The sequence below is a fragment of the Phenylobacterium sp. genome, assembly GCF_031425575.1.
In the GTDB taxonomy this organism is placed as follows: Bacteria; Pseudomonadota; Alphaproteobacteria; order Caulobacterales; family Caulobacteraceae; genus Phenylobacterium.
Window position 1 is genome coordinate 1 of record NZ_JANPJP010000062.1, and the last position, 20,629, is coordinate 20,629.

Sequence of the window (20,629 nt, forward strand, 5' to 3'; positions counted from 1 at the left end):
CCGGCAGCGACAGCTTCGGCCCGCGCGTGCGGTCCCGGGTCCAGTGGGTGAGGTTGGAGGTGGGGAAGCTGCCGTCGCAGATCATCCCCACATGGGCCCCGCCGTCCGAGAGGCCCGGCACGGTGTCGGGATGGATCAGCATCTCGAAGCTGGGGTCCAGGGAGCCGTCGGCATAGTTGAGGAAGGGCAGGTAAAGCATGCCCCGGCCGCCGTTCGACAGCATGTGATCCAGCGCCAGCTCTTCCGGCGCCACGCCTTGCGCCGCGGCCATGGCCGCGATGGTGCGGTCCGGCGTCTGCTCGTAGTCGGGGTCGTCCCCCATCAGGAACATGATCCCCCAGTTGTGGGTCATGTTGGCGGCGAAGGCGGGGTCGGCGGCGGCGCCCTCGGCCAACAGCTGGGCGCGGAAGGCCGGGTCGCTGAGCTTGGCGACCCGCTCGGCCAGGGGCTGCTTGGCGATGGCCTGGTAGCTGGGCCGGCTGGTGAATGGGTTGAGGGTCAGTTCCAGCCCAAACAGGATGCCCACCGGGCGCCCCGCCACCTGGGCCCGTATCTGAAGGCCAGCCGCATTGGCCTCGCGCAGCTGGTCCAACAGGAATTCGTACTGCCGGGGTTGGCGCGGGTTCTGCACCAGGGAAAAGGATAGCGGCCGTCCGGAGCGCTCGACGATCCGCCGCAGCATCGCGAACTCCTGCGCAGGATCGTTGAAGTCGGAGACGAACTGCAGGGCGCCCTTGCCCGCCGCGGCCAGGCCCATGGCGATGCCGGTCAGCTCCGCCTCCGAGGCTGTGAGCGTCGGGGTCGGCTGGCCGTCGCTGGTCCGGTGGTTCAGGGTCCGCGAGGTGGAGAAGCCGAGCGCGCCGGCCTCCACCGCCGTCTGGGCCAGGGCCGCCATGGCCGCGATATCGGCGTCGGTGGCGTCCTCGCGGTTGGCCCCGCGCTCACCCATCACATAGACCCGCAGGGCCGCGTGGGGCAGTTGGCTGCCGATATCGACGTCGAAGCGCCGCCCCGCCAGGCTGTCGAGATAGTCGGGATAGCTCTCCCAGGTCCAGGGCAGGCCCTCCGTCAGCACCGGGAAGGGGATGTCCTCGACCCCCTCCATCAGCCGGATCAGCCGGTCCTGGTCCACAGGCTTGCAGGGGGCGAAGCCGACCCCGCAATTGCCCATCACCACGGTGGTGACGCCATGCCAGGCCGAGGGCTGCATGTGGCTGTCCCAGGTGGCCTGGCCGTCATAGTGGGTGTGGATGTCGACGAAGCCGGGGGTCACCAGCTTGCCGCCGGCGTCCATCTCCTCGGCGCCCCGGCCCCGGACCTCGCCCACCTGCGCGATCAGGCCGTCCTTGATCGCCACGTCGGCCGCAAAGGGCTCGCCGCCCGAGCCGTCGACCACGCGGCCGTTGCGGATCACCAAGTCCCAGGCGCGCTCCATGACGGTCTCCCTGTGTCTCTGTTCGTTGGGACGAATTGGGCGCCCGCAGGACCCGCCCGGTCAAGGGCGCCGCAAGGTCAGGTCACGATCTGCTAGGGGAACCAGCGAAACGGCGGCGGGTTTTCTCGATGCGTTAACCGCCACAAGCTAGGCTGTACGCGTGACATCCACTGGGGTTCGGGAGGACCCAGACATGGCGCTGAAAGTCTTCTTCATCGCGGCGACCTTCGCCGCCGTCCTGATCGGAATGGCGCTGCCCACGGGGCGCGAGACCGTCGAGGTCGGCGAATCCCAGATCGCCACCATGGCGCTGGGCGAGGGCTAGCCGCCTTCCCTCGGCATGGCGCCGGCGTGACCGGCGCAGCCCTTCAGCGTCTCTGACCCAATGACCACCACGGCGGCGTAGTCGTACTTCAGGTCCGACATGCCGTCGGAACAGGCCTCGGAGCTGAGGGTCACGGCCAGCCGGTCGGCCCCGGCCTGGGTTTCCCAGGTGGCCTTGCCGTTCTGCACCGTCATGCCGGCGTTCTTGCCCACCGCCGCGGGATGGTCGGGACGCTGCAAGGTGATCTGGGTGTCGCGGATCTGCAGGCCCCAGAAGGGCTCGGTGCCGCGCGCGTCCATGCCGCCGGCGAACTCCTCCGGAAGCGGGGTCGAGGTGGCGGGCGGCGGGGTCGCCGGCGCATCGGCCGGGGGCGGGGCGGCGGCCCCGTCGGGGGCCTGCGGCGTGCAGGCGGCAAAGACCAGCAGCGCGGAGGCGGCGAGGACGAATGAACGCATGGCGGCGATCCTTTCCCAGGGGCTGAAGCAGGCTAGACTCATCGGCGATGAGTCGGAACGCCCCTCGCCAATTCTATGAATTCTTCGCCGGCGGCGGCATGGCCCGCCTGGGGCTGGGCGAGGCCTGGACCTGCGCCTTCGCCAACGACTTCGATCCAGTCAAATCCGCCACCTACCGCGCCAACTTCGCCGATGCCGTCGACCATTTCCACCAGGGGGACGTCTGGAAGCTGGAGGCGGCCGACCTTCCCGGCCGCGCCGACCTCGCCTGGGCCTCGTCGCCTTGCCAGGACTTCAGCCTGGCGGGCGCGCGGGCGGGCCTGACCGGCGGGCGATCGTCGGCCTTCTTCGGGTTCTGGCGGCTGATGGAGGCGCTCGCCTCGGAAGGCCGGGCGCCGCGCACCATCGTCATCGAGAACGTCTGCGGTCTGCTGACCTCCGGCGGCGACTTCACCGCCCTGTGCGCGGCCCTGTCGGACCAGGGCTATCGCTTCGGCGCCCTGGAGATCGACGCCGCCCGCTTCCTGCCCCAGTCGCGGCCCCGGGTGTTCGTGGTGGCGACCCTCGACCCCGTGCCTACGGCGCTGACCGGCGACAGTCCCTTCCAGACCCGGCTGGTGCGCGAGGCCCAGGCCCGTCTTCCCGCCGACCTGGCCGCCCGCTGGATCTGGTGGCGGGGGGCAGCGCCCGCCGCCCGCAACAGCGACCTGGCCAGCCTGCTGGAGCCGGACACGGCGGTCGCCTGGCATACGCCCGCCCGCACCCAGGCCCTGATCGCCCTGATGGCGCCCCTGCACCACGCCCGTCTCGACGCGCTCAAGGCCTCGGGCCAGCGGGCCGTCGGCGGCCTGTTCCGCCGCATGCGGGTGGAGCACGGGGTCCGGGTGCAGCGCGCCGAGGCCCGCTTCGACGGCCTGGCCGGCTGCCTGCGCACCCCGCGCGGCGGCTCCTCGCGCCAGACCCTGGTGGTGGTGGACGCAGGCGAGGTGCGCACCCGGCTGCTCAGTCCCCGCGAGGGCGCGCGCCTGATGGGTCTGCCCGAGACCTATCAGCTGCCCAAGGCGGCGACCTCCGCCCTGCACGTCATCGGCGACGGGGTGGCGGCGCCGGTGGTGCGCTGGCTGGCGGCCAACATCCTCGAGCCGCTGCTGGATGGCGCGCCCGCCGTGCTGGCGGCGGAGTAACAGCGAATCCTTCTCCCCTTGCGGGAGAAGGTGGCCGGTCGGAGACCGGTCGGATGAGGGGTCGCCCTCCTCTCTCCGGATCTCGCGGAAACCCCCTAACCCGATAGGCTCATCGACCCCTCATCCGACCCTGCTCCGCAGGGCCACCTTCTCCCGCAAGCGGAGAAGAACCGTGGAGTTGTTAGAAAACCTCGCCCTCCCGCGCCAAGACCTCCCTTCCAAATCCCGGCCACGGGGGTAGGGTCTGGCGCAAAGAGCCCCTCCAGAGACCAGACCCATGGCCGACGCCGCCGACACCTCCGCCTATGACGCCGCTCGCTATCACCGCGCCGGGCGGGGCAAGATCTACGACTCCATCATCGACACTATTGGCGACACACCCTTGGTGGCCCTGCCCAACCTGACCAAGGCGTTGAATCCCAAGGGGCGGGTCCTGGCCAAGCTGGAGTTCTTCAATCCGATCGGCTCGGTCAAGGACCGCATCGGGGTGGCCATGATCGAGAGCCTGGAGGTCCGCGGCATCCTCAAGCCCGGCGGCGCCATCATCGAGCCCACCAGCGGCAACACCGGCATCGCCCTGGCCTTCGTCGCCGCCTCCAAGGGCTACAAGCTGACCCTGGTCATGCCGGAAAGCATGTCCATTGAGCGGCGCAAGATGCTGCTGATCCTGGGCGCCAAGCTGGAGCTGACCCCGGCCGAGCGCGGCATGGCTGGCGCGGTGGCGCGCGCCAAGGAGCTGGTGGACGCTACCCCGGGCGCCGTCATGCCCCAGCAGTTCGACAACGCCGCCAACCCCCTGATCCACCGGGTCTCCACCGCCGAGGAAATCTGGAACGACACGGCCGGCAGCGTGGACGCCGTGATCTCCGGGGTCGGCACCGGCGGCACCATCACCGGGGTCGGCCAGGTGCTGAAGGCCCGCAAACCATCGCTGCGGATGATCGCCGTGGAGCCCGAGGCCTCGCCGATCCTCTCGGGCGGCAAGCCCGGCCCGCACAAGATCCAGGGCATCGGGGCGGGCTTCGTCCCCTCCATCCTGGACCGCGGGGTGATCGACGAGATCATCCAGGTGTCCAACGACGACAGCTTCGCCATGGCCCGGCGGGTGGCCCGGGAAGAGGGCATCCCCGTCGGCATCTCGTCGGGCGCGGCCTTGACGGCGGCCTTCGACGTGGCGTCGCGCGACGACTTCGTGGGCAAGACCGTGGTGGCGATCATCCCGAGCTTCGCCGAGCGCTACCTCTCCACGGCTCTGTTCGACGGGCTCTAGACCCTTTCCGGATCAGGTTGAATCAACCTGATCGGATCAAAAGGGTCTATCTTCTTGAATCTAGAGCATGTCCGAGCGGCGAACCGGTGCCCACTTGCGCCTGACATGCTCTAGAGCCGGCTCCCCGGCCGTGACCGATGTCTACGGCCCGGAGAAACGCTCGGCGGTGATGGCCCGGGTGAAGGGGAAGAACACCTCCCCCGAACTCAAGGTGCGTAGGGCCCTGACAAGGCTTGGCGCCCGCTACCGCCTGCACCGCAAGGACCTGCCGGGCTCGCCGGACATCGTCTTGCCGGGCCGCCGGCTGGCGATCTTCGTCCACGGCTGCTTCTGGCACGGCCACGACTGCGCTCGCGGCGCCCGGGTCCCCAAGGCCAACCGCGACTACTGGGTGGCCAAGGTCGACCGCAACCGGGCGCGGGATTTGGCGGCGCGCGCGGCGCTGGCGGTGCAGGGCTGGCGGGTGGAGACGATCTGGGAGTGCGATCTGAAGGACGACGCCGCGCTGGCCGCGCGGCTGGAGGAGTTGCTGGCCTCATCTCCTCTCCCCGATCAGGGGGAGGGGAGGTGATCAGGCGACCTTGGTCTCGGCCTGGTCGACGTCCGACGCCAGGACCCGGGCGATGGCCGCGCTGAGCGCCCCGGGGTCGATCGGCTTGGCCACGTGGTCGGTCATGCCGGCGGCGACGCAGTCGGCCCAGTCCTGGTCGCTGCCCGAGGCGGTGCAGGCCACCACCGGCGTGAACCGGTTGGGTCCGGCGACGCCGCGCAGACGGCGGCAGGCCTCGCGGCCGTCCATCTCGGGCATGTAGACATCCATCAGGATGACATCGAAGGGCTGGGTCGCGGCGATTTCCAGCCCCTCGGCGGCCGAAGCCGCGGCGGTGAGCTCCACCCCGAAGGGCTCGAGCATCAGGGCCACGGCGCGGCGGTTGATCTCATGATCGTCGACCACCAGCACCCGCACCTCGGTTACGTCGGCCAGGTCGGGGGCGGCCGCATCGGCGGCGTCGGGAAGATCGATGGACAGGGTGAAGACCGCGCCCTTGCCGGCCTCGCTGGCGGCGGTGAGATCACCCCCCATCAGGCGGGCCAGCTCGCGGCTGATGGAGAGGCCCAGCCCTGTGCCGCCATGGGTGCGCGCGGTGGAGACCTGGCCCTGCTCGAAGGGCGCGAACAGGCGCGACAGCTCGCCCGGCGTCATGCCGCGCCCGGTGTCGGTCACTGAGAACTCAAACGTCGCGCCCTGGGCGGTGACGGTCAGGGTCACGGCGCCGGAGGGGGTGAACTTGATGGCGTTGGAGATCAGGTTGTTGAGGATCTGCCGCAGGCGGGTCGGATCGCCGGCCACCGCCGTGGGCAGCATCTCGTCCCCCAACCGGTCCAGGACCAGGCCCTTCTTCTCCGCCTCGGCCCGCCAGAAGGCGGTGGTGTCGGCCACCAGGGCCGACAGGTCGAAGGCGATGGTCTCCACGCTCATCCGCCCCGCCTCCATCTTCGACAGGTCCAGCAGGTCGTTGAGCAGGGTGCGCATCATGCGGCCGCTCTCGGCGATCAGGGCGCCGTCGCTGGCGTCCTTGCCACCCCGGCGCTCGATGGCCTCGGCGCCGGCCAGGATGGCGCTGATGGGGGTGCGCAGCTCGTGGCTGACCATGGCGATGAAGGCCGACTTGGCGTCTCCCGCCGCCTCGGCGGCGCTGCGGCCCCGCTCGGCCTCCTCCCTCGCCCGACGTTGGCTCTCGATGCCGTCGGCGGCGGCGCGCCAGAGGATGGTGGAGGAAAACACCAGCAGCACGCCCACGATGCCCACGGCCACCCCATAGGTGGAGGTTCCGCTGATCATCCAGGCCAGGGCCGCGGTGATCAGCAGATAGACGCCGAAGGGGGTCATGGAGGCGACATAGGCCGCCTGTGACCGCTGGTTGGTGACCACGGTGTTGAGCACCGCCCCGGCCAGGAACAGCCCGCCGCAGGTCAGGCCCCACGAGCCCTTGCTGAGGATGGCCAGCACCGCCAGCGATCCATAGACCACCGAGTTCAGCGCCAGCATGGCGAGCGCCAGGTTGGTCCGCGGGGGCTTGGCCCGGGCCCGCTCAGAGGCGAAGAGGTAGTATTCGCAGACCTGTAGCAGGCTGTAGGCCGAGAGCCACAGGGCCGACGGCGCCCAGCCGGCCACGGGGGCGAAGGCCACGGCGTAGATGGCGGCGAACATCATGCGGGTGCGCAGGCCATTGCGGCGCGCGAGCATGGTCTTGGCCAATCCCAGATCGGAGGCGGTGTTCACGATGGCTTGCGTCCCCGGTTGGAGGTCTAGGACACGCCCCCTTTGGATTGACGCTACGCCACCGCGCATAAACCATTCGTAAAGCGCCGGTCGCCGAACACGGAATGCGGAAAGCCCGCCTAGGCCCGCGCCTCGACCACCACCTGCGTCTTCACTGAGTTGGCGATGAAGCACTCGTCATGCGCCTCGTGGTGCAGTTGGGCGAGCTGCTCGGGGGCGGGCGCGTCCCCCTGCCAGGTGATGACGGGCCGCAGCCAGACCTTGGTCAGGGCCTGCCGTCCGGGGCGGACCTCCTCCATGATCCCCTCGGCGACGTCCTGGTAGCGGACCGCCAGGAAGCCGGCGAGCCGGGCCCGGTGCAAGAAGGTCAGCATGTGGCAGTTGCTGAGCGCCGCCACCATCATCTCCTCCGGATCGACGGCCGCCTCCACCGCCCACTTGCCCACCACGTGCGGCGAGGCCGAGGCGGCGAGCTCGACGCCGCCGTCGAAGGTGATCGAATGGCCGCGGCTGTAGCGGCCCTTCAGGAAATCCTCGCCGTCCTTGAGGGTCCAGAGGACCTCGGCGACGTATTTCGCCATGGTCAGATGGCCTCCGCCGGCAGGGCCATCATCAGCTCCGACCCCGTGGTCAGCTTGGCCAGGTGGGCCCCGGCGTCGGGCAGGACGCGCTGCATGTAGTAGCGGCCCACCACCAGCTTGTTGGCGTAAAAGGGGTCTGTGTCGCCGCCCGCGATCTTGGCCTGGGCGGTCTTGGCGATCAGGGCCCACATATAGGCCAGGGCCGTGAGCCCGAAGAGGTGCATGTAGTCGGTGGACGCCGCGCCAGCGTTCTCCGGGTTCATCAGCCCGTTCTGCATCAGCCACATGGTGCCCTCCTGCAGCTTGGCCTTGGCGTCCGCCAGGCCCTCGGTGAAGGGCTGGAGGGCGGCGTCGGCCTGGTTGGCCTCCACGAAGGCGTCCATCTCGGCGAAGAAGCTCATCACGCCCCGGCCGCCGTCCGCCGCCAGCTTGCGTCCCACCAGGTCCAGGGCCTGGACGCCGTTGGTGCCCTCGTAGATGAGCGCGATGCGGACATCGCGCATGTACTGGCTGGCCGGGAAGTGCTCGGTGAAGCCCGAGCCACCGTGGATCTGCAGAGCGTCGGAACAGACCTTCAACCCCTTGTCGGTGAGGAAGCCCTTCACCACCGGGGTCATCAGGGCCATGTAGTCATTGGCCTTCTGGCGCACCGCCTCGTCGGGGCTGGCATGGGCCAGGTCGCCGTGCAGGGCGGTCCAGAACAGGAAGGCGCGGCCCGCCTCGATCACGGCGCGTGAGTCCATCAGCATGCGGCGCACGTCGGGGTGGACAATGATCGGGTCGGCGGGGCCGTCGGGGTTCTTGGGCCCGGTCAGCGAACGGCCCTGCAGGCGGTCCTTGGCGAAGCTGGCCGCGGCCTGATAGGCGGCCTCGGCCTGGGCGATGCCTTGCAGGCCGACCCCGATCCGGGCCTCGTTCATCATCACGAACATCAGGCGCAGGCCCTGGTTCTCGGTCCCCACCAGCCAGCCGGTGCTCTCTTCATGCTGAATGACGCAGGTGGCGTTGCCGTGGATGCCCATCTTCTCTTCAAGCCCGGCGCAGAAGACGCTGTTGCGCGCGCCTGGCTTGCCGTCCGCGTCGGGAATGAACTTCGGCACGATGAACAGGCTGATCCCCCGCACCCCGGCCGGCGCGCCTTCGATGCGGGCCAGCACCAGGTGGACGATGTTCTCGGCCATGTCGTGCTCGCCCCCCGAGATCCAGATTTTCTGGCCCGAGATCTTGTAGCTGCCGTCGGCCTGCGCGACCGCCTTGGTGCGCAGCAGGCCAAGATCGGTGCCGCACTGGGGTTCGGTCAGGTTCATGGTCCCGCCCCATTTCCCGGAGACCAGGTTGGGCAGGTAGAGGCTCTTCTGCTCGTCCGAGCCCCCGTTGAGGATCGCCGAGTAGCAGCCGTGGGTCAGGCCTGGATACATGGAGAAGGCCATGTTGGCCGAGGAGCTCATCTCCGAGAAGGACAGGTTCACAACATGGGGCAGGCCCTGGCCGCCATAGGCCGGCTCCGCGCCGATCGCCGGCCAGCCGCCCTCGACGAGCTGGGCGTAGGCCTCCTTGAAGCCCTTCGGCGTGGTGACCGTATTGTCCGGGCGCCAGGTGCAGCCCTCCTTGTCGCCGATGGCGTTCAGGGGCGCGAGCACCTCGGCGGCGAAGCGGCCGCCCTCCTCGATGATCTGCTCCACCACATCCATCGCGGCGTCGGCGAAGGCCGGTAGGTCGGCGTGCTTCTCGATCTGCAGCACGTCGCGCAGCAGGAAGACGTGGTCGCGCACGGGGGGCTGGTAGGTCATGTCCGCTCCGGAATGGGTAAAGGGCTCCCGACGGGTCGGAAGCCCTTCTTGATACTAGCTGGTTCGAGCCGGCGCCAAAGCGCCGTTCGTCACTTGGCGTGTTCGAGGTCGCCGAGCCGCTCGCGAAGCACCTGGTCGTAGTCGGCGGCGCGGGGCAGCAGGTCGGGGCGGGTGCGCGAGAGCTGCGCCTCCAGGGCGTCGCAGCCGGCGCGCAGCTCGTCGATGGCCTTGTCGATGTCCTGGCGCTGGGCTTCCAGGGCCACGATCCGCTCGCGGAACTTGGTGAGCGACTTGATGTTCTGGGCCGCGCCGCCGTCGTTCAGGTCATAGAGGTCGAGGATCTCGCCGATCTCGGCGAGGGCCAGACCGACCCGCTTGCCGTTCAGGATCAGCTGCAGCCGTCCGCGGTCCTTGTAGGAATAGACCCGGTTCATGCCGTCGCGAGCCGGGGAGAGCAGGCCCTTGTCCTCATAGAAGCGCAAGGCGCGCGGCGTGCACTTAAACTCCAGGCACAACTGACGGATGGTGAAGGTGCGCGCCGGACGGCGCAGTTCCATGGGCATCTGGATGTCCTCCCCTTACCCCTTTGGTTTCCCAAAGCGTAAGCCTGCGTTCCGTTAACGTCAACATGATCGTTGATCACCTTCGGGCGCTCGCGGGCTTGTGATCGGCTGCGAAAGCGAGGTCTGCTGTTCGGGGGAATCCTCAGCGTTCGCCCGGTCTGACGCGCGCCATCGTCCGGCGCGCGCACGCGGCCGGCAGGACAGGCGGCTTACAGATTCACTCCCGTTCGGGCGCCGCCTGGGGGCGGCCGAGGCCGGGACCAAGGTGGCTAGGCCGCCACCAGCTCTCCAGCCAGCCCGCTCTCGATCAGGGCGATGGTCCGCTCCAGGCCGAAGATGGCCGCGAAGGAGCCGAAGCGGGGCCCCTGGCTCTGGCCCAGCAGGACTTCGTAGAGGGCCGTGAACCACAGGCGGAGGGGCTCGAAGCCCGCCGCCTTGCCGGCCTCGAACACCTCGTTCTGGATGGCCTCGGCGTCGGCTCCGGCGGGCAGGGCCCGCAGGCGGGCCGCCAGGTCAGACATCGCGGCCGCCTCCTGGTCGTTGGCCCGGCGGAAGGTCTTCGAGGGCTTCACGAAGTCCTCGTAATAGTTGATCGCGTAGTCGCTCAGGCGGTCCAGCAACGGCTGGGTCTGCGGCGTCGCGCCGGGGATGTAGGTCTGGATGAAGCCCCAGAGGATGTCCTTGGTCGAGGCGTCCGCCGCCGAGACCAGGTTCAGCAGCAACGAGAAGCTGACCGGCGAACCCTGCTCCGGCGGCGCGCCGCGATGAACGTGCCAGGCCGGGTTGTCCAGGGACACGGCGTTGGTGTCGGTCCGCGCGCGGTTGAAGGCGTCCAACTGCTGCAGGTACTCGTCCGTCGCCTTGGGGATGACGTCGAAGAACAGCCGCTTGGCCGACTTCGGCGACTGGTACATGTAGTAGGCAAGGCTCTCGGGCGCGCCGTAGCGCAGCCACTCTTCCATGGTCAGGCCATTGCCCTTGGACTTGGAGATCTTCTGGTTGTTCTCGTCCATGAACAGCTCGTAGTGGAAGGCCACGGGGGGCGTGCCCCCCAGCACCTTGGTGAGCTTGTCGGAGACGCGCACGGAGTCGATCAGGTCCTTGCCCGAGGCCTCGAAGTCGACCTCCAGGGCGGTCCAGCGCACCGCCCAGTCGGGACGCCACTGGATCTTCACATGGCCGCCGGTGACCGGCAGTTGCGTGCGGCCGCCATCGGGGTCGTCGAAGACGATGGTCCCCTTGGCGACATCGCGCTCAAGCGTCGGAACCTGAAGCACCTTGCCGCTCACCGGGCTGATGGGCAGGAAGGGCGAATAGGTGGCGCGGCGCTCTTCGCCGAGCGTCGGCAGCATCACCGCCTGGACGGCGTCAAAGCGCTCCAGCATGCGCTGGAGCACCTTGTCGAACTTGCCGGACCGATAGGTCTCGGTGGACGACATGAACTCATAGTCGAAGCCGAAGCCGTCGAGGAAGGCGCGCAGGCGGGCGTTGTTGTGGTGGGCGAAGCTCTCATATTCGCCGAAGGGGTCGCGCACGCTGGAGACCGGCTTGTCGCGGTCCTCTTCCAGCATCTCGCGGTTGGGCACGTTGTCGGGGATCTTCCGCAGGCCGTCCATGTCGTCGGAGAAGACGATCAGCTTGGTGGGGACCTGGTCCTCGGTGAGCGCGCGGAAGGCGTTGCGCACCATGGTGGGTCGCGCGGCCTCGCCGAAGGTGCCCATGTGCGGCAGGCCCGAGGCCCCGAACCCGCACTGGAAGACCACCGGCCTGTTGAGCGCCGGGAAGGTCGCCACGGCCTCGCCTGCCTTGCCCTCGTGGATCAGGCTGGCGGCCAGGTCGCGCTCGGCGTCGGTGAGCCGCAGGCGCAGGATGCGCGCCAGCAGCAGGCGCGCCTGTTCGAAGGGCCAGCTCTTGGCCTCGCGGGCCTGGTGGGAAAGACCTTGCAGTGACATGCGCGGGCGTTAGCGCCCAAACTGTCCTCCCTCAAGCTTAGTTTTCGCTGGCCGATGTCGGACAGGCGTCACAAGAACAGGCGAAACAGGGGGTTGGGCCTCATACAGGTATGCCGATGATCTCTTTCAGAACGGTCGCAGCGCTGCTCGCGCTAACCCTCCTGCTGGCCGCCTGCGCCAAGCCTGCGGACGGGCCGCCGGCCCGGACCACCCTGACCTTCTCGATTCTCTCCACCGAGAAGGCCTCAACCGCGGCGGCGGAGTGGACCCCGGTCCTCGCCGACATGGAGAAGGCCACGGGTCTCACCATCAAGCCCTTCTTCGGGAGCAACTATTCGTCGCTGATCGAGGCCATGCGCTTCAAGCAGACCGACCTGGGCTGGTTCAGCAACCAGTCGGGGCTCGAGGCGGTGCGCCGCTCGAACGGTGAGATCTTCGCCCGCACCACCAAGCCGGACGGCGGCCAGGACGGCTACCAGTCTGTGATCATCGTGGCCAAGGACAGACCCATCACCCTGGAGGGCCTGCTCAAGTGCGACAGGACCCTGAACTTCGGCATGGGGGACGTGAAATCCACCTCCGGCACCCTCGCCCCCATGACCTATCTGTTCGCGCCGCGCGCGATCAGTCCGGAAACCTGCTTCAAGACTGTCCGCTCGGCCAACCATGAGGCCAACCTCTTCGCCGTGAGCAATGGGGTGCTGGACGCGGCCACCAACAACACCCAGTCCCTGTTGCGGCTTGAACAGCAGGGCGGCGCGGCCGCCGCGACCCTCGCCAATCTGAAGGTGATCTGGATCTCGCCCACCATTCCCGAGGATCCGATGGTCTGGCGCAAAGACCTGGACCCGGCCGTGAAGGCCAAGGTCGGGCAGTTCTTCCTCACCTATGGCGTCGGGACCGGCCCTGAGGCGCAGCGCCAGAGGGACAATCTGCGGCGCATCCAGACGGGGCCCTTCAAGCGCGCCGACGCCACCCACCTGCTGCCGGTCCGCGAAATGGAGGCCACCGAGCAGCTTCTCCAGAGCAAGACCAAGGGCGACCCCTCCGAGATCGCCAAGGCCCAGGCCGCCCTGGACGCGGTCCGTACGGAAGCCAAGGCGCTCAGGCCGGCCGTCTGAGCTATTCCTCGCCACTCAACATGAAGTGGCCCCGCAGGGCGGCGACCGGGGTCCCGCGCGCCTCCTGCCAGGCCTCCACCGTCACATTGGCGATGCGGCGGCCGACCTTGCGCAGGTCGGCGCGGGCATAGGTGGTGAGCGCCCGGCCAGGGCGCAGGTACTCAATGGTCACGTCGATGGTCTTGTGGACCTTGGGCGTCTGCTGGACCACGGAGAGCTGGGCCAGAGCCGTCATCTCCAGGAAGGCCCCGATCACGCCGCCATGCAGGGCCGGCAGCATGGTGTTGCCGATCAGGTGCGGGGCGAAGGGCAGGATCGCGGTCATCTCTTCGCCGGCCAGTTCGCAGCGCATGCCGAGGAAGCGGATGTAGGGCACCGAGGCCAGGAACCCCTGCAGGCGGTCGTTGGCCTCGCTCATCGCGGCGCGCTCGCGCCGTGCAGGATGAAGGCGGCCTGGGCCGTGGCGATGGGGTCGGCGGGATCGACGTCCCAGGCCTCGGCGCGGACGAAGGCGATCGACCTCGTCATCTTGTAGCAGTGAGCCAGGGCGGTGATGTCAGCCCGCGGGGCGGCCGGACGCATGTAGTCGATGCGCAGATCCAGGGTCGCGGTGGGAAAGCGTTCGCCCTTCGACGAATTGATCGCCAGCCCGCAGCAATGGTCCAGCAGGGAGGTGACGACGCCGCTGGCGATCACGTCGGTGGCGGGGTCCCCCACCAGGTCGGCGCGCCAAGGGACGAGGATCGAGCCCCGGCCACCGCCCACCGAGACCAGCTTGAACCCCAGAGCCGCGGCCTGGGGCACGGTTTCCACCATGTGGCGGGCCTGTTCGGCGAGGAGTTCGTCGCTGGGGTCCATGCCTCCGGTTTGGGCCAGGCCCGCCCAGGGGTCAAGGATGACCCAAGGGAGGGATTAGCTGGCGACGAAGCCCGCGGAGAGGGCGACGATGGCGATGGTGAGGACTGGCAGGGCGGCCATCAAGAGGCTGGCGAGACCGCTGACGCGGCCGAGGTTCAAGGAGGAGATCATGGCGTTTTCTTTCGGTTGGAGCGAAGCGCGAGAAGGTGCGTTCGTCTCGGGCGGCGGTGTAGGCGCACCGCCGGCGAAAGACCCGTTAAGTCTTGGTCATGACGTTGAATTCACAATATTAATGTCCCGTAAGGTGGAGCTTTCCCGGATGCGGCGGCCGCGATGATCAAGCCTGAATCCCTGCTGCGCCCCACGCCCGCCGGCCTCTATTGTCCCCCCGGCGACTTCTATATCGATCCGACCCGGCCGGTGGACCGGGCCGTGGTGACCCACGGCCACTCCGACCATGCCCGTTCTGGCCACGGCGCGGTGTTGGCCACGCCCGAGACCCTGGCCATCATGGCCGAGCGCTACGGCGCCGACTTCGCCGCCGCCACCGAGGCCGCGCCCTACGGCCACACCGTCCGCCGCGACGAGGTGGAGGTGACCCTGGTCCCCGCCGGGCATGTCCTTGGCTCGGCCCAGGCGGTGGTCCGGTGGAAGGGGCTGACCATGGTGGTGTCGGGGGACTACAAGCGCCGGCGCGACCCCACCTGCCCACCCTTCGAGCCTGTCCCCTGCGACGTCTTCATCACCGAGGCCACCTTCGGCCTGCCGGTGTTCCGACACCCGCCGGACTCCGGCGAGATCGCCCGACTGCTGCGCTCGGTGGCTCAGTTCCCGGAACGCTCGCACCTGGTGGGCGCCTATGCGCTCGGCAAGGCGCAGCGGGTGATCTGCCTGCTGCGGGAGGCTGGCTGGGACAAGACCATCTACATCCACGGGGCTCTGGAGCGGCTGAACCGGCTCTATGAGGACCACGGGATCGACCTCGGCCCGCTCGCGCCCGCCACCGTCACAACCAAGCAGGACTTCGCCGGGGCCATCGTCATCGGCCCGCCCTCGGCCCTGCAGGACCGCTGGTCACGTCGCTTCCCCGATCCGGTCCAGGCCTTCGCCTCGGGCTGGATGCAGGTCAGGGCCCGAGCCCGCCAGCGGGGGACCGAGCTGCCCCTCGTGATCTCCGACCACGCCGACTGGGACGAGCTCACCGCCACGGTGGACGAACTGCGCCCGGGCGAGCTGTGGATCACCCATGGCCGGGAGGAGGCCCTGGCCCGCTGGGCGCAGCTGCACGGCATCCAGGCCCGGGCCCTGGCCCTGGTCGGATATGACGATGATGAAGAGGACGGCTAGGCCTTGCGGGCCATCACGAACCTGTTACCGTTCTGATCACGGGGGCGTGATCAGAAGGACTTTGAGCCTATGCGTGTCGTTGTCTTCCTCGCCGCCAGCCTGATCCTCAGCGCCTGTTCCCAACCCGCCGACCGACCTGCAAACTTCGCCTCCGAGGAGGCTGCGCAGGTGGCCCCCGGCGCCTCGGCCGACAGCGCCGAGGCGAGCGCGCCGGCTCAGGCCAAGGGCGGGGCCGCGCCCCAGGCGCCCCTGCCGGTCAGCATCCCGATGCTGGCCTACAGCTACGACTACGCCATCAGCGCCCCGCCCAAGGCGATCCGCGCCCTGGTCTCCCGGCACGAGGCCGCGTGCGCCAATGCGGGCGCGGCGGTGTGCCAGGTGGTGGGCTCCTCGGTCTCGGAAGCCGGCGAGGACCGGGTCAGCGGAAATCTCACCCTGCGGGCGACGCCGGCCTGGCTGAAGGGCTTCCGCGAGGGCTTGGGCGCCGAGGCCAAGGCCAATGGCGGCCGGCTGGTCCGGGCGGCGGTGGAGTCCGAGGACCTCTCGCGCCAGATCGTCGATTCAGAGGCCGCCCTGCGCGCCCGCACCACCCTGCGCGACCGGCTGCAGGGCCTGCTGGCCAGCCGTCCCGGCAAGCTCTCCGAACTGCTGGAGGTGGAGCGGGAGCTGGCCCGGGTGCAGGGCGAGATCGACGCCACCCAGTCGGAACTGACCATGATGCGCGGTCGGGTCGCCACCTCACAGATCAAGCTGACCTATGAGTCCGGCAGCGTCCTGGCCCCGGAAGGCGCCTGGTCACCGGTCGGCCGCGCCTTAGGCGATGTCGCCGACATCCTGGCCGGCACGCTGGCGGCCATGATCCGCACCGTCGCCGTCCTGGCGCCCTGGGCCCTGGTGGTCGGCGGTCTGCTGTGGCTGTTCCGCCGCCGCCTGCCGCGCTGGGGCCGCAAGCCCAAGGACGCGCCGAAGATCGACTAGCCATCACGCGGCTCCGGTTTCGCGCCGGAGTCGCGCAACCGCCTCGGGGGACATAGACTTCTCCTCCCATGCGCGCCTTCGCCGAGCTCCTGGACCGCCTATCGCTGACGGCGTCGCGCAACGCCAAGCTGACCCTGGTGCGCGACTATCTGCGTGAGACGCCCGATCCCGACCGGGGCTGGGCGCTCGCCGCCCTTACCGGAGACCTGACCTTCGACGCCGCCAAGCCGGCCTTCATCCGCAAGGCGGTGGAGGAAAGGATGGACCCGCTGCTGTTCCGCTGGTCCCACGACTATGTGGGGGACCTGGCCGAGACCGTGGCCCTGGTCTGGCCCGCCCGGCCGGGCGCCAATCGCGAGCCGGAGCTGTCGGAGGTCATCGACGCCCTGCGCGGCGCGACCCGGGCCGAGGTGCAGCGGCTGATCGAGGGCTGGCTGGACGCCATGCAACCGACGGGCCGCTGGGCCCTGCTGAAGCTAATGACCGGCGGGCTGCGGGTCGGAGTGTCCGGCCGCCTCGCCAAGCAGGCGGCGGCGGACCTGGGCGGGGTGGCGATCAATGAGGTGGAGGAGGTCTGGCATGCCCTGCACCCGCCCTATGAGGATCTGTTCGCCTGGCTGGAGGGCCGCTCGGACCGTCCACGGCCGGATTCGCCCGGCCGCTTCCGCCCCACCATGCTGGCCCAGGCCATCGACGAGGCGGTCGATTTCGGCAAGCTCGACCCCGCCGACTATGGCGCGGAATGGAAGTGGGACGGCATCCGCGTCCAGGCTGTGAACGAGGAGGGGATCCGGCGCCTCTACACCCGCAACGGCGACGACATCTCAAAGACCTTCCCCGATGTGCTCGAGGTTCTCGACTTCGAGGGCGCCCTGGACGGCGAGCTGCTGGTGATGGGCGACGACGGGGTGGCCAGCTTCGGGGATCTGCAGCAGCGCCTGAACCGCAAGACGGTCGACGCCAAGCTGATGGCCAGGCATCCCGCCGGCATCCGCGCCTACGATCTGCTGGCCGACGCCGGGGAGGATACGCGAACCCTCTCCTTCCGCGAGCGGCGCATGCGGCTGGAAGCCTTCGTGGGCAAGCTCTCCACCCCGCGCATCGACCTCTCGCCGCTGCAGCCCTTCGAGACCTGGGCGGAACTGGCGGCCCTGCGCGCCTCGCCGCCGCCCGGCGACGCGCAGATCGCCGAGGGGCTCATGCTGAAGCGCTGGGACTCGATCTATGAGGCCGGCCGGCCCAAGGGGCCCTGGTTCAAGTGGAAGCGCGATCCGTTCCTGATCGACGCGGTGCTGATGTACGCCCAGCGTGGCCACGGCAAGCGCTCCAGCTTCTATTCCGACTACACCTTCGGGGTCTGGACGGAGGTGGAGGGCAAGCGCGCGTTGACACCGGTGGGCAAGGCCTATTTCGGCTTCACCGACGAGGAGCTGAAGCAGATCGACAAGTTCGTCCGCGACAACACCCTCGAGCGGTTTGGGCCGGTGCGCTCGGTGAAGGCCGAACCCCACTTCGGCCTGGTCTTCGAGGTGGCCTTCGAGGGCCTGCAGCGCTCCACCCGCCACAAGTCCGGCGTCGCCATGCGCTTTCCCCGCATCCACCGCATCCGCTGGGACAAGCCCGCCGGGGAGGCCGACGAACTGGCCACCTTGGAGGGGATGCTGGCGCAGATGGAAAAGGTCAGCGCACCTCCGGCGCCTTGATGCGCCGCCAGGCGAGCGCCCAGGCGATGGCGGCCTGGGCGAGGCCGGAGGCGAGGCTGGCCCACGGCGCGGTGGACATGGGCACGAACAGCGCCTGGCCGGTTCCGGGGCTGATGACCGAGCCGACGATACCGCCCACCCCATAGAGCAGGGCCAGCGCCACGACCGCGCCGAAGTCGCCGCGCTGCGGACGCGGCCCGAAGCGGAAGAGGGTGATCACCGCCAGGTCACGCAGAACGAAGGCCAGCAGGGCGGTGGCCTGGGCGGGATCGGGACCCTGGTCGAAGGCCGAGCCGGCCCCGCCCACCAGGAAGGCGACGGCCACCAGGATCAGGGCCAGGAGGAAGGGCGCGATGGCGGCCGGGGTCAGGGGCAGGGCGCGGGCCAGATCGCCCTTGGCGACGGAGGCGCCGAACTGGCGCAGCCGCACGCGGTCGGCGGGCTCGGCGAAGGCCGCGGCATAGGCCGCCAGCGCCACGGCCAGGGCGCCCACCAGCAGGGCCGCCGCGGTCCCGCCCGGTCCGTAGGCGAAGCCGCCGAGGAAGACCGCCAGGAAGATCAGGAAGGCCGGCCAGATCACCGGCAGGTTCTTCATCTGCAGTTCCAGCCGCATCAGCCGCCATGCGCCGGCCAGCGCCCAGCCGGCGAAGGCCAGGGTGGCGAGGGTGCGGAAGCCGGTCGCCGGGAAGATCTGGCCCCACCAGCTGATCTCGCCGCGCGCATAGAGGAAGGACGAAAGACCCGAGAGCCCCGCCCCGCGCTGGAACCCGGCCGATCCGGCCACCGCCATCAGCAGGAAGACACCCAGGATCAGGCCCCCCAGCACGCCGCCGGCACGGGCCACCCGGCCCTCGGCGCGGGCCTTGCGCACCCCGATCAGGGCGACGGCCAGGCAGACCGCCTGGAGGAAGAGGGCGAGCGCGATCAGGAAGCCCAGCATCCAAAGGGCGCCGGGCTGGCCCTGGACCAGCATCAGGCCAGCCATCAGGACGACGCCGGTCAGGGCGCACATCCAGGCCAGGCTGGAGGCGCCCAGCAGCTTGCCCCAGGTCATGGACCAGGGGGTGAGGGCCGAGAGCCGCTGGAAGTCCCAGGTGCGGTCGGCGATCTCGCCCAGCACCGCGCCGCCGGCGGCGCGCGAGCCCCACAGGACGCCGCAGACAATGAAGACGAAGGCGCCGACGCCGGCCATGGCCGGCAGCGGCCCGCTGGCGGATTCCCGCGCCACCAGGGCGGTGGCGCCATAGATCAGGATCAGGACGACGGCGGCCCAGGCGATGCGCCGGGGCGAGGCCTCGAGCCAGAGATTGCGCTGGAATTCCGGGTTCATCGGGCCACCTCCGCCAGATAGGCGTCTTCGAGGGTCTTTCGCGCCACCTGGAAGGACCTGACCTTCAGCCCCGCCCCGATCAGCTTGCCCAGCAGGGCCGAGTCGTCCTCACCCTCCGGCAGGGCCAGGGTGGCGGTGTCGCCGGCGACCGTCTCGACGGTGACGCCGAGCGCCTCCAGCCGTTCTGCCAAATCGAGCGGCGGTTGGGCGAAGGTGACCTCCACCCGCGCGCCGTCCTGGTGTCCACCCCCGGCCGCCACCACGCCACCGCCAGCCACGGCGCCGTCGCGGATCATCAGCATCTGGGTGGAATAGTCTTCGAGCTCGGCCAGGATGTGGGAGGAGACCACGATGGTCATGCCGTCCTTGGACAGCGAGAGGATCAGGTCCGACAGGCTGCGGCGCGCCTCTGGGTCGAGCCCGGCGGCGGGTTCATCAAGCAGCAGGACGCGGGGCTGGTGGACGATGGTCTGGGCGATGGCCAGCCGCTGCTTCAGCCCGCGCGACAGTTCGCCGGCCCGGGCCTCCAGGCGGTCGGTGAGCTGCACCCGGGCGGCGGCCATCTCCACGGCGGCGGCCGTCTCGGCGACCGGAACGCCCCGCGAGCGGGCGGCGTAGGTGAGCGCCCTGCGCACCGACAGCTCCTCATAGAGTCCGAAGAAGTCGGGCAGGTAGCCGATCGCGGCATGCACCCCGCGCGGGTCGGCCTCCACGTCGAGGCCGGCCACCCGGATGGTCCCCTCGGTGGGAACGTCGAGGGCCGCGATGCAGCGCATCAGGGTCGACTTGCCGGCCCCATTGGGCCCCACCAGGGCCAGCACCGCGCCGGCCTGGACCTCGAAGGACACCCCGTGCAGGGCGCGCGACGCCGGATAGTCGTAGACGACCCCCGCGACCTCGATCATGGCGCTCATGTCAGCTCCCCCTTCAGGAAGGTCATCAGGTCGCCGCCGGTGAATTTCCGGCTGCGGACGCCGGCGCGGCGCCCGGCCTCCACGTCGCCGTCCTTGTCGCCCACCATCAGGGAGCGGGCCAGGTCCACAGGCCACTCTTCAATCGCCTGCAACAGCATGCCGGGATTGGGCTTGCGGCCCGGCGGATCGGGATGGCGGTACATCGCATGGGCCGCCTCGGGGTGGTGCGGGCAGTAGTAGAAGGCGTCGACGCGGGCGCCGGCCTTGGCGAGGTCGGCGCTCATCTGGACGTGCAGCTTCTGGACGTCGGCCTCGGTGTAGTAGCCCCGGCCGACCCCCGACTGGTTGGTCACCACGAACACCCACCAGCCGGCCGCGTTGAAGGCGGCGATGGCTTCCCGGGCGCCCGGAAGCCAGACGAAATCCTCCCAGCGATAGACATAGCCGGGGTCTTCATTGAGCACCCCGTCGCGATCGAGGAACAGGGCGGGGCGGGGGGTCTGGTGGGGCGCGCTCACCATGCCACTGTAACGCCAAGC

General features: G+C 69.6%; 20 protein-coding genes. 8 read left to right on the forward strand and 12 right to left on the reverse strand.

What is annotated here, in order from left to right; genetic code table 11:
• Nucleotides 1-1,435 (reverse strand): amidohydrolase family protein (locus RMO97_RS03650; protein WP_310539185.1); only part of this gene is annotated, 1,435 nt, incomplete at its 3' end.
• Nucleotides 1,436-1,628: 193 nt separating this feature from the next.
• Here RMO97_RS03650 and RMO97_RS03655 point away from each other — a divergent pair.
• On the forward strand, nt 1,629-1,760 hold the full coding sequence (locus RMO97_RS03655; protein WP_310539186.1) for a hypothetical protein: 132 nt from the start codon (nt 1,629-1,631) through the stop codon (nt 1,758-1,760).
• Here the strand turns inward: RMO97_RS03655 and RMO97_RS03660 are convergent.
• On the reverse strand, nt 1,757-2,215 hold the full coding sequence (locus tag RMO97_RS03660) for a hypothetical protein (RefSeq protein ID WP_310539187.1): 459 nt from the start codon (nt 2,213-2,215) through the stop codon (nt 1,757-1,759). The genes RMO97_RS03655 and RMO97_RS03660 overlap by 4 nt on opposite strands.
• A gap of 47 nt (nt 2,216-2,262) precedes the next feature.
• On the opposite strand from RMO97_RS03660, the gene RMO97_RS03665 reads away from it, so the two are divergent.
• The 3 genes from RMO97_RS03665 (at nt 2,263) to RMO97_RS03675 (ending at nt 5,240) form a co-directional block, all read left to right on the forward strand.
• Nucleotides 2,263-3,399 (forward strand): DNA cytosine methyltransferase, encoded by a 1,137-nt coding sequence (locus RMO97_RS03665; protein ID WP_310539188.1) that lies wholly within the window; start codon nt 2,263-2,265, stop codon nt 3,397-3,399.
• Between the two features lie 277 nt (nt 3,400-3,676).
• A complete protein-coding gene (gene cysK, locus RMO97_RS03670; RefSeq protein WP_310539189.1) occupies nt 3,677-4,669 on the forward strand; it encodes a cysteine synthase A in 993 nt (330 codons plus the stop codon).
• A 130-nt stretch (nt 4,670-4,799) separates the two neighbouring features.
• Nucleotides 4,800-5,240, forward strand: coding sequence for a DNA mismatch endonuclease Vsr (locus tag RMO97_RS03675; protein WP_310539190.1), 441 nt, complete (start codon nt 4,800-4,802; stop codon nt 5,238-5,240).
• On the opposite strand, the gene RMO97_RS03680 is transcribed toward RMO97_RS03675, so the two are convergent.
• From RMO97_RS03680 to RMO97_RS03700, 5 genes are all read right to left on the reverse strand, one after another.
• A complete protein-coding gene (locus RMO97_RS03680) occupies nt 5,241-6,953 on the reverse strand; it encodes an ATP-binding protein (protein ID WP_310539191.1) in 1,713 nt (570 codons plus the stop codon).
• A 119-nt stretch (nt 6,954-7,072) separates the two neighbouring features.
• The gene (locus RMO97_RS03685; protein ID WP_310539192.1) at nt 7,073-7,534 is read right to left on the reverse strand and encodes an OsmC family protein; all 462 of its coding nucleotides are present in this window, start codon (nt 7,532-7,534) and stop codon (nt 7,073-7,075) included.
• 2 nt (nt 7,535-7,536) lie between these two features.
• Nucleotides 7,537-9,324, reverse strand: a complete 1,788-nt coding sequence (locus tag RMO97_RS03690) for an acyl-CoA dehydrogenase C-terminal domain-containing protein (RefSeq protein WP_310539193.1) — start codon at nt 9,322-9,324, stop codon at nt 7,537-7,539.
• Between the two features lie 89 nt (nt 9,325-9,413).
• Nucleotides 9,414-9,887 (reverse strand): MerR family DNA-binding transcriptional regulator, encoded by a 474-nt coding sequence (locus tag RMO97_RS03695; protein WP_293495689.1) that lies wholly within the window; start codon nt 9,885-9,887, stop codon nt 9,414-9,416.
• A gap of 269 nt (nt 9,888-10,156) precedes the next feature.
• Nucleotides 10,157-11,839, reverse strand: a complete 1,683-nt coding sequence (locus tag RMO97_RS03700) for a lysine--tRNA ligase (RefSeq protein WP_310539194.1) — start codon at nt 11,837-11,839, stop codon at nt 10,157-10,159.
• A gap of 116 nt (nt 11,840-11,955) precedes the next feature.
• Between RMO97_RS03700 and phnD the strand changes: the two genes are divergently transcribed.
• Nucleotides 11,956-12,960, forward strand: a complete 1,005-nt coding sequence (gene phnD, locus RMO97_RS03705; RefSeq protein WP_310539195.1) for a phosphate/phosphite/phosphonate ABC transporter substrate-binding protein — start codon at nt 11,956-11,958, stop codon at nt 12,958-12,960.
• 1 nt (nt 12,961) lies between these two features.
• On the opposite strand, the gene RMO97_RS03710 is transcribed toward phnD, so the two are convergent.
• The gene (locus RMO97_RS03710) at nt 12,962-13,378 is read right to left on the reverse strand and encodes a PaaI family thioesterase (protein ID WP_310539196.1); all 417 of its coding nucleotides are present in this window, start codon (nt 13,376-13,378) and stop codon (nt 12,962-12,964) included.
• The gene (locus RMO97_RS03715) at nt 13,375-13,818 is read right to left on the reverse strand and encodes a PaaI family thioesterase (RefSeq protein ID WP_310539197.1); all 444 of its coding nucleotides are present in this window, start codon (nt 13,816-13,818) and stop codon (nt 13,375-13,377) included. Before RMO97_RS03715 ends, RMO97_RS03710 begins: the two co-directional genes overlap by 4 nt.
• Before the next feature lie 333 nt (nt 13,819-14,151).
• Here RMO97_RS03715 and RMO97_RS03720 point away from each other — a divergent pair, with 333 nt between their 5' ends.
• The 3 genes from RMO97_RS03720 to RMO97_RS03730 all read left to right on the forward strand — a co-directional run bounded on the left by RMO97_RS03720 (nt 14,152) and on the right by RMO97_RS03730 (nt 17,846).
• Nucleotides 14,152-15,165, forward strand: coding sequence for a ligase-associated DNA damage response exonuclease (locus tag RMO97_RS03720; RefSeq protein WP_310539198.1), 1,014 nt, complete (start codon nt 14,152-14,154; stop codon nt 15,163-15,165).
• Nucleotides 15,166-15,234: 69 nt separating this feature from the next.
• Complete coding sequence (locus tag RMO97_RS03725) at nt 15,235-16,143, forward strand: DUF4349 domain-containing protein (protein WP_310539199.1); 909 nt, start codon at nt 15,235-15,237, stop codon at nt 16,141-16,143.
• 68 nt (nt 16,144-16,211) lie between these two features.
• On the forward strand, nt 16,212-17,846 hold the full coding sequence (locus RMO97_RS03730; RefSeq protein ID WP_310539200.1) for a cisplatin damage response ATP-dependent DNA ligase: 1,635 nt from the start codon (nt 16,212-16,214) through the stop codon (nt 17,844-17,846).
• On the opposite strand, the gene RMO97_RS03735 is transcribed toward RMO97_RS03730, so the two are convergent.
• The 3 genes from RMO97_RS03735 to RMO97_RS03745 are packed head-to-tail and all read right to left on the reverse strand — an operon-like array spanning nt 17,824 to nt 20,611.
• A complete protein-coding gene (locus RMO97_RS03735) occupies nt 17,824-19,176 on the reverse strand; it encodes a hypothetical protein (RefSeq protein WP_310539201.1) in 1,353 nt (450 codons plus the stop codon). The genes RMO97_RS03730 and RMO97_RS03735 overlap by 23 nt on opposite strands.
• Nucleotides 19,173-20,090 carry an ABC transporter ATP-binding protein gene (locus RMO97_RS03740; protein WP_310539202.1) on the reverse strand — a complete coding sequence of 306 codons (918 nt, stop codon included), beginning with the start codon at nt 20,088-20,090 and terminating at the stop codon, nt 19,173-19,175. The genes RMO97_RS03735 and RMO97_RS03740 overlap by 4 nt, the downstream gene beginning before the upstream one ends.
• Entirely contained in the window at nt 20,087-20,611 is a 525-nt protein-coding gene (locus RMO97_RS03745; protein WP_310539203.1) for an HAD family hydrolase, read from the reverse strand. The genes RMO97_RS03740 and RMO97_RS03745 overlap by 4 nt, the downstream gene beginning before the upstream one ends.
• Nucleotides 20,612-20,629 lie beyond the last annotated feature (18 nt).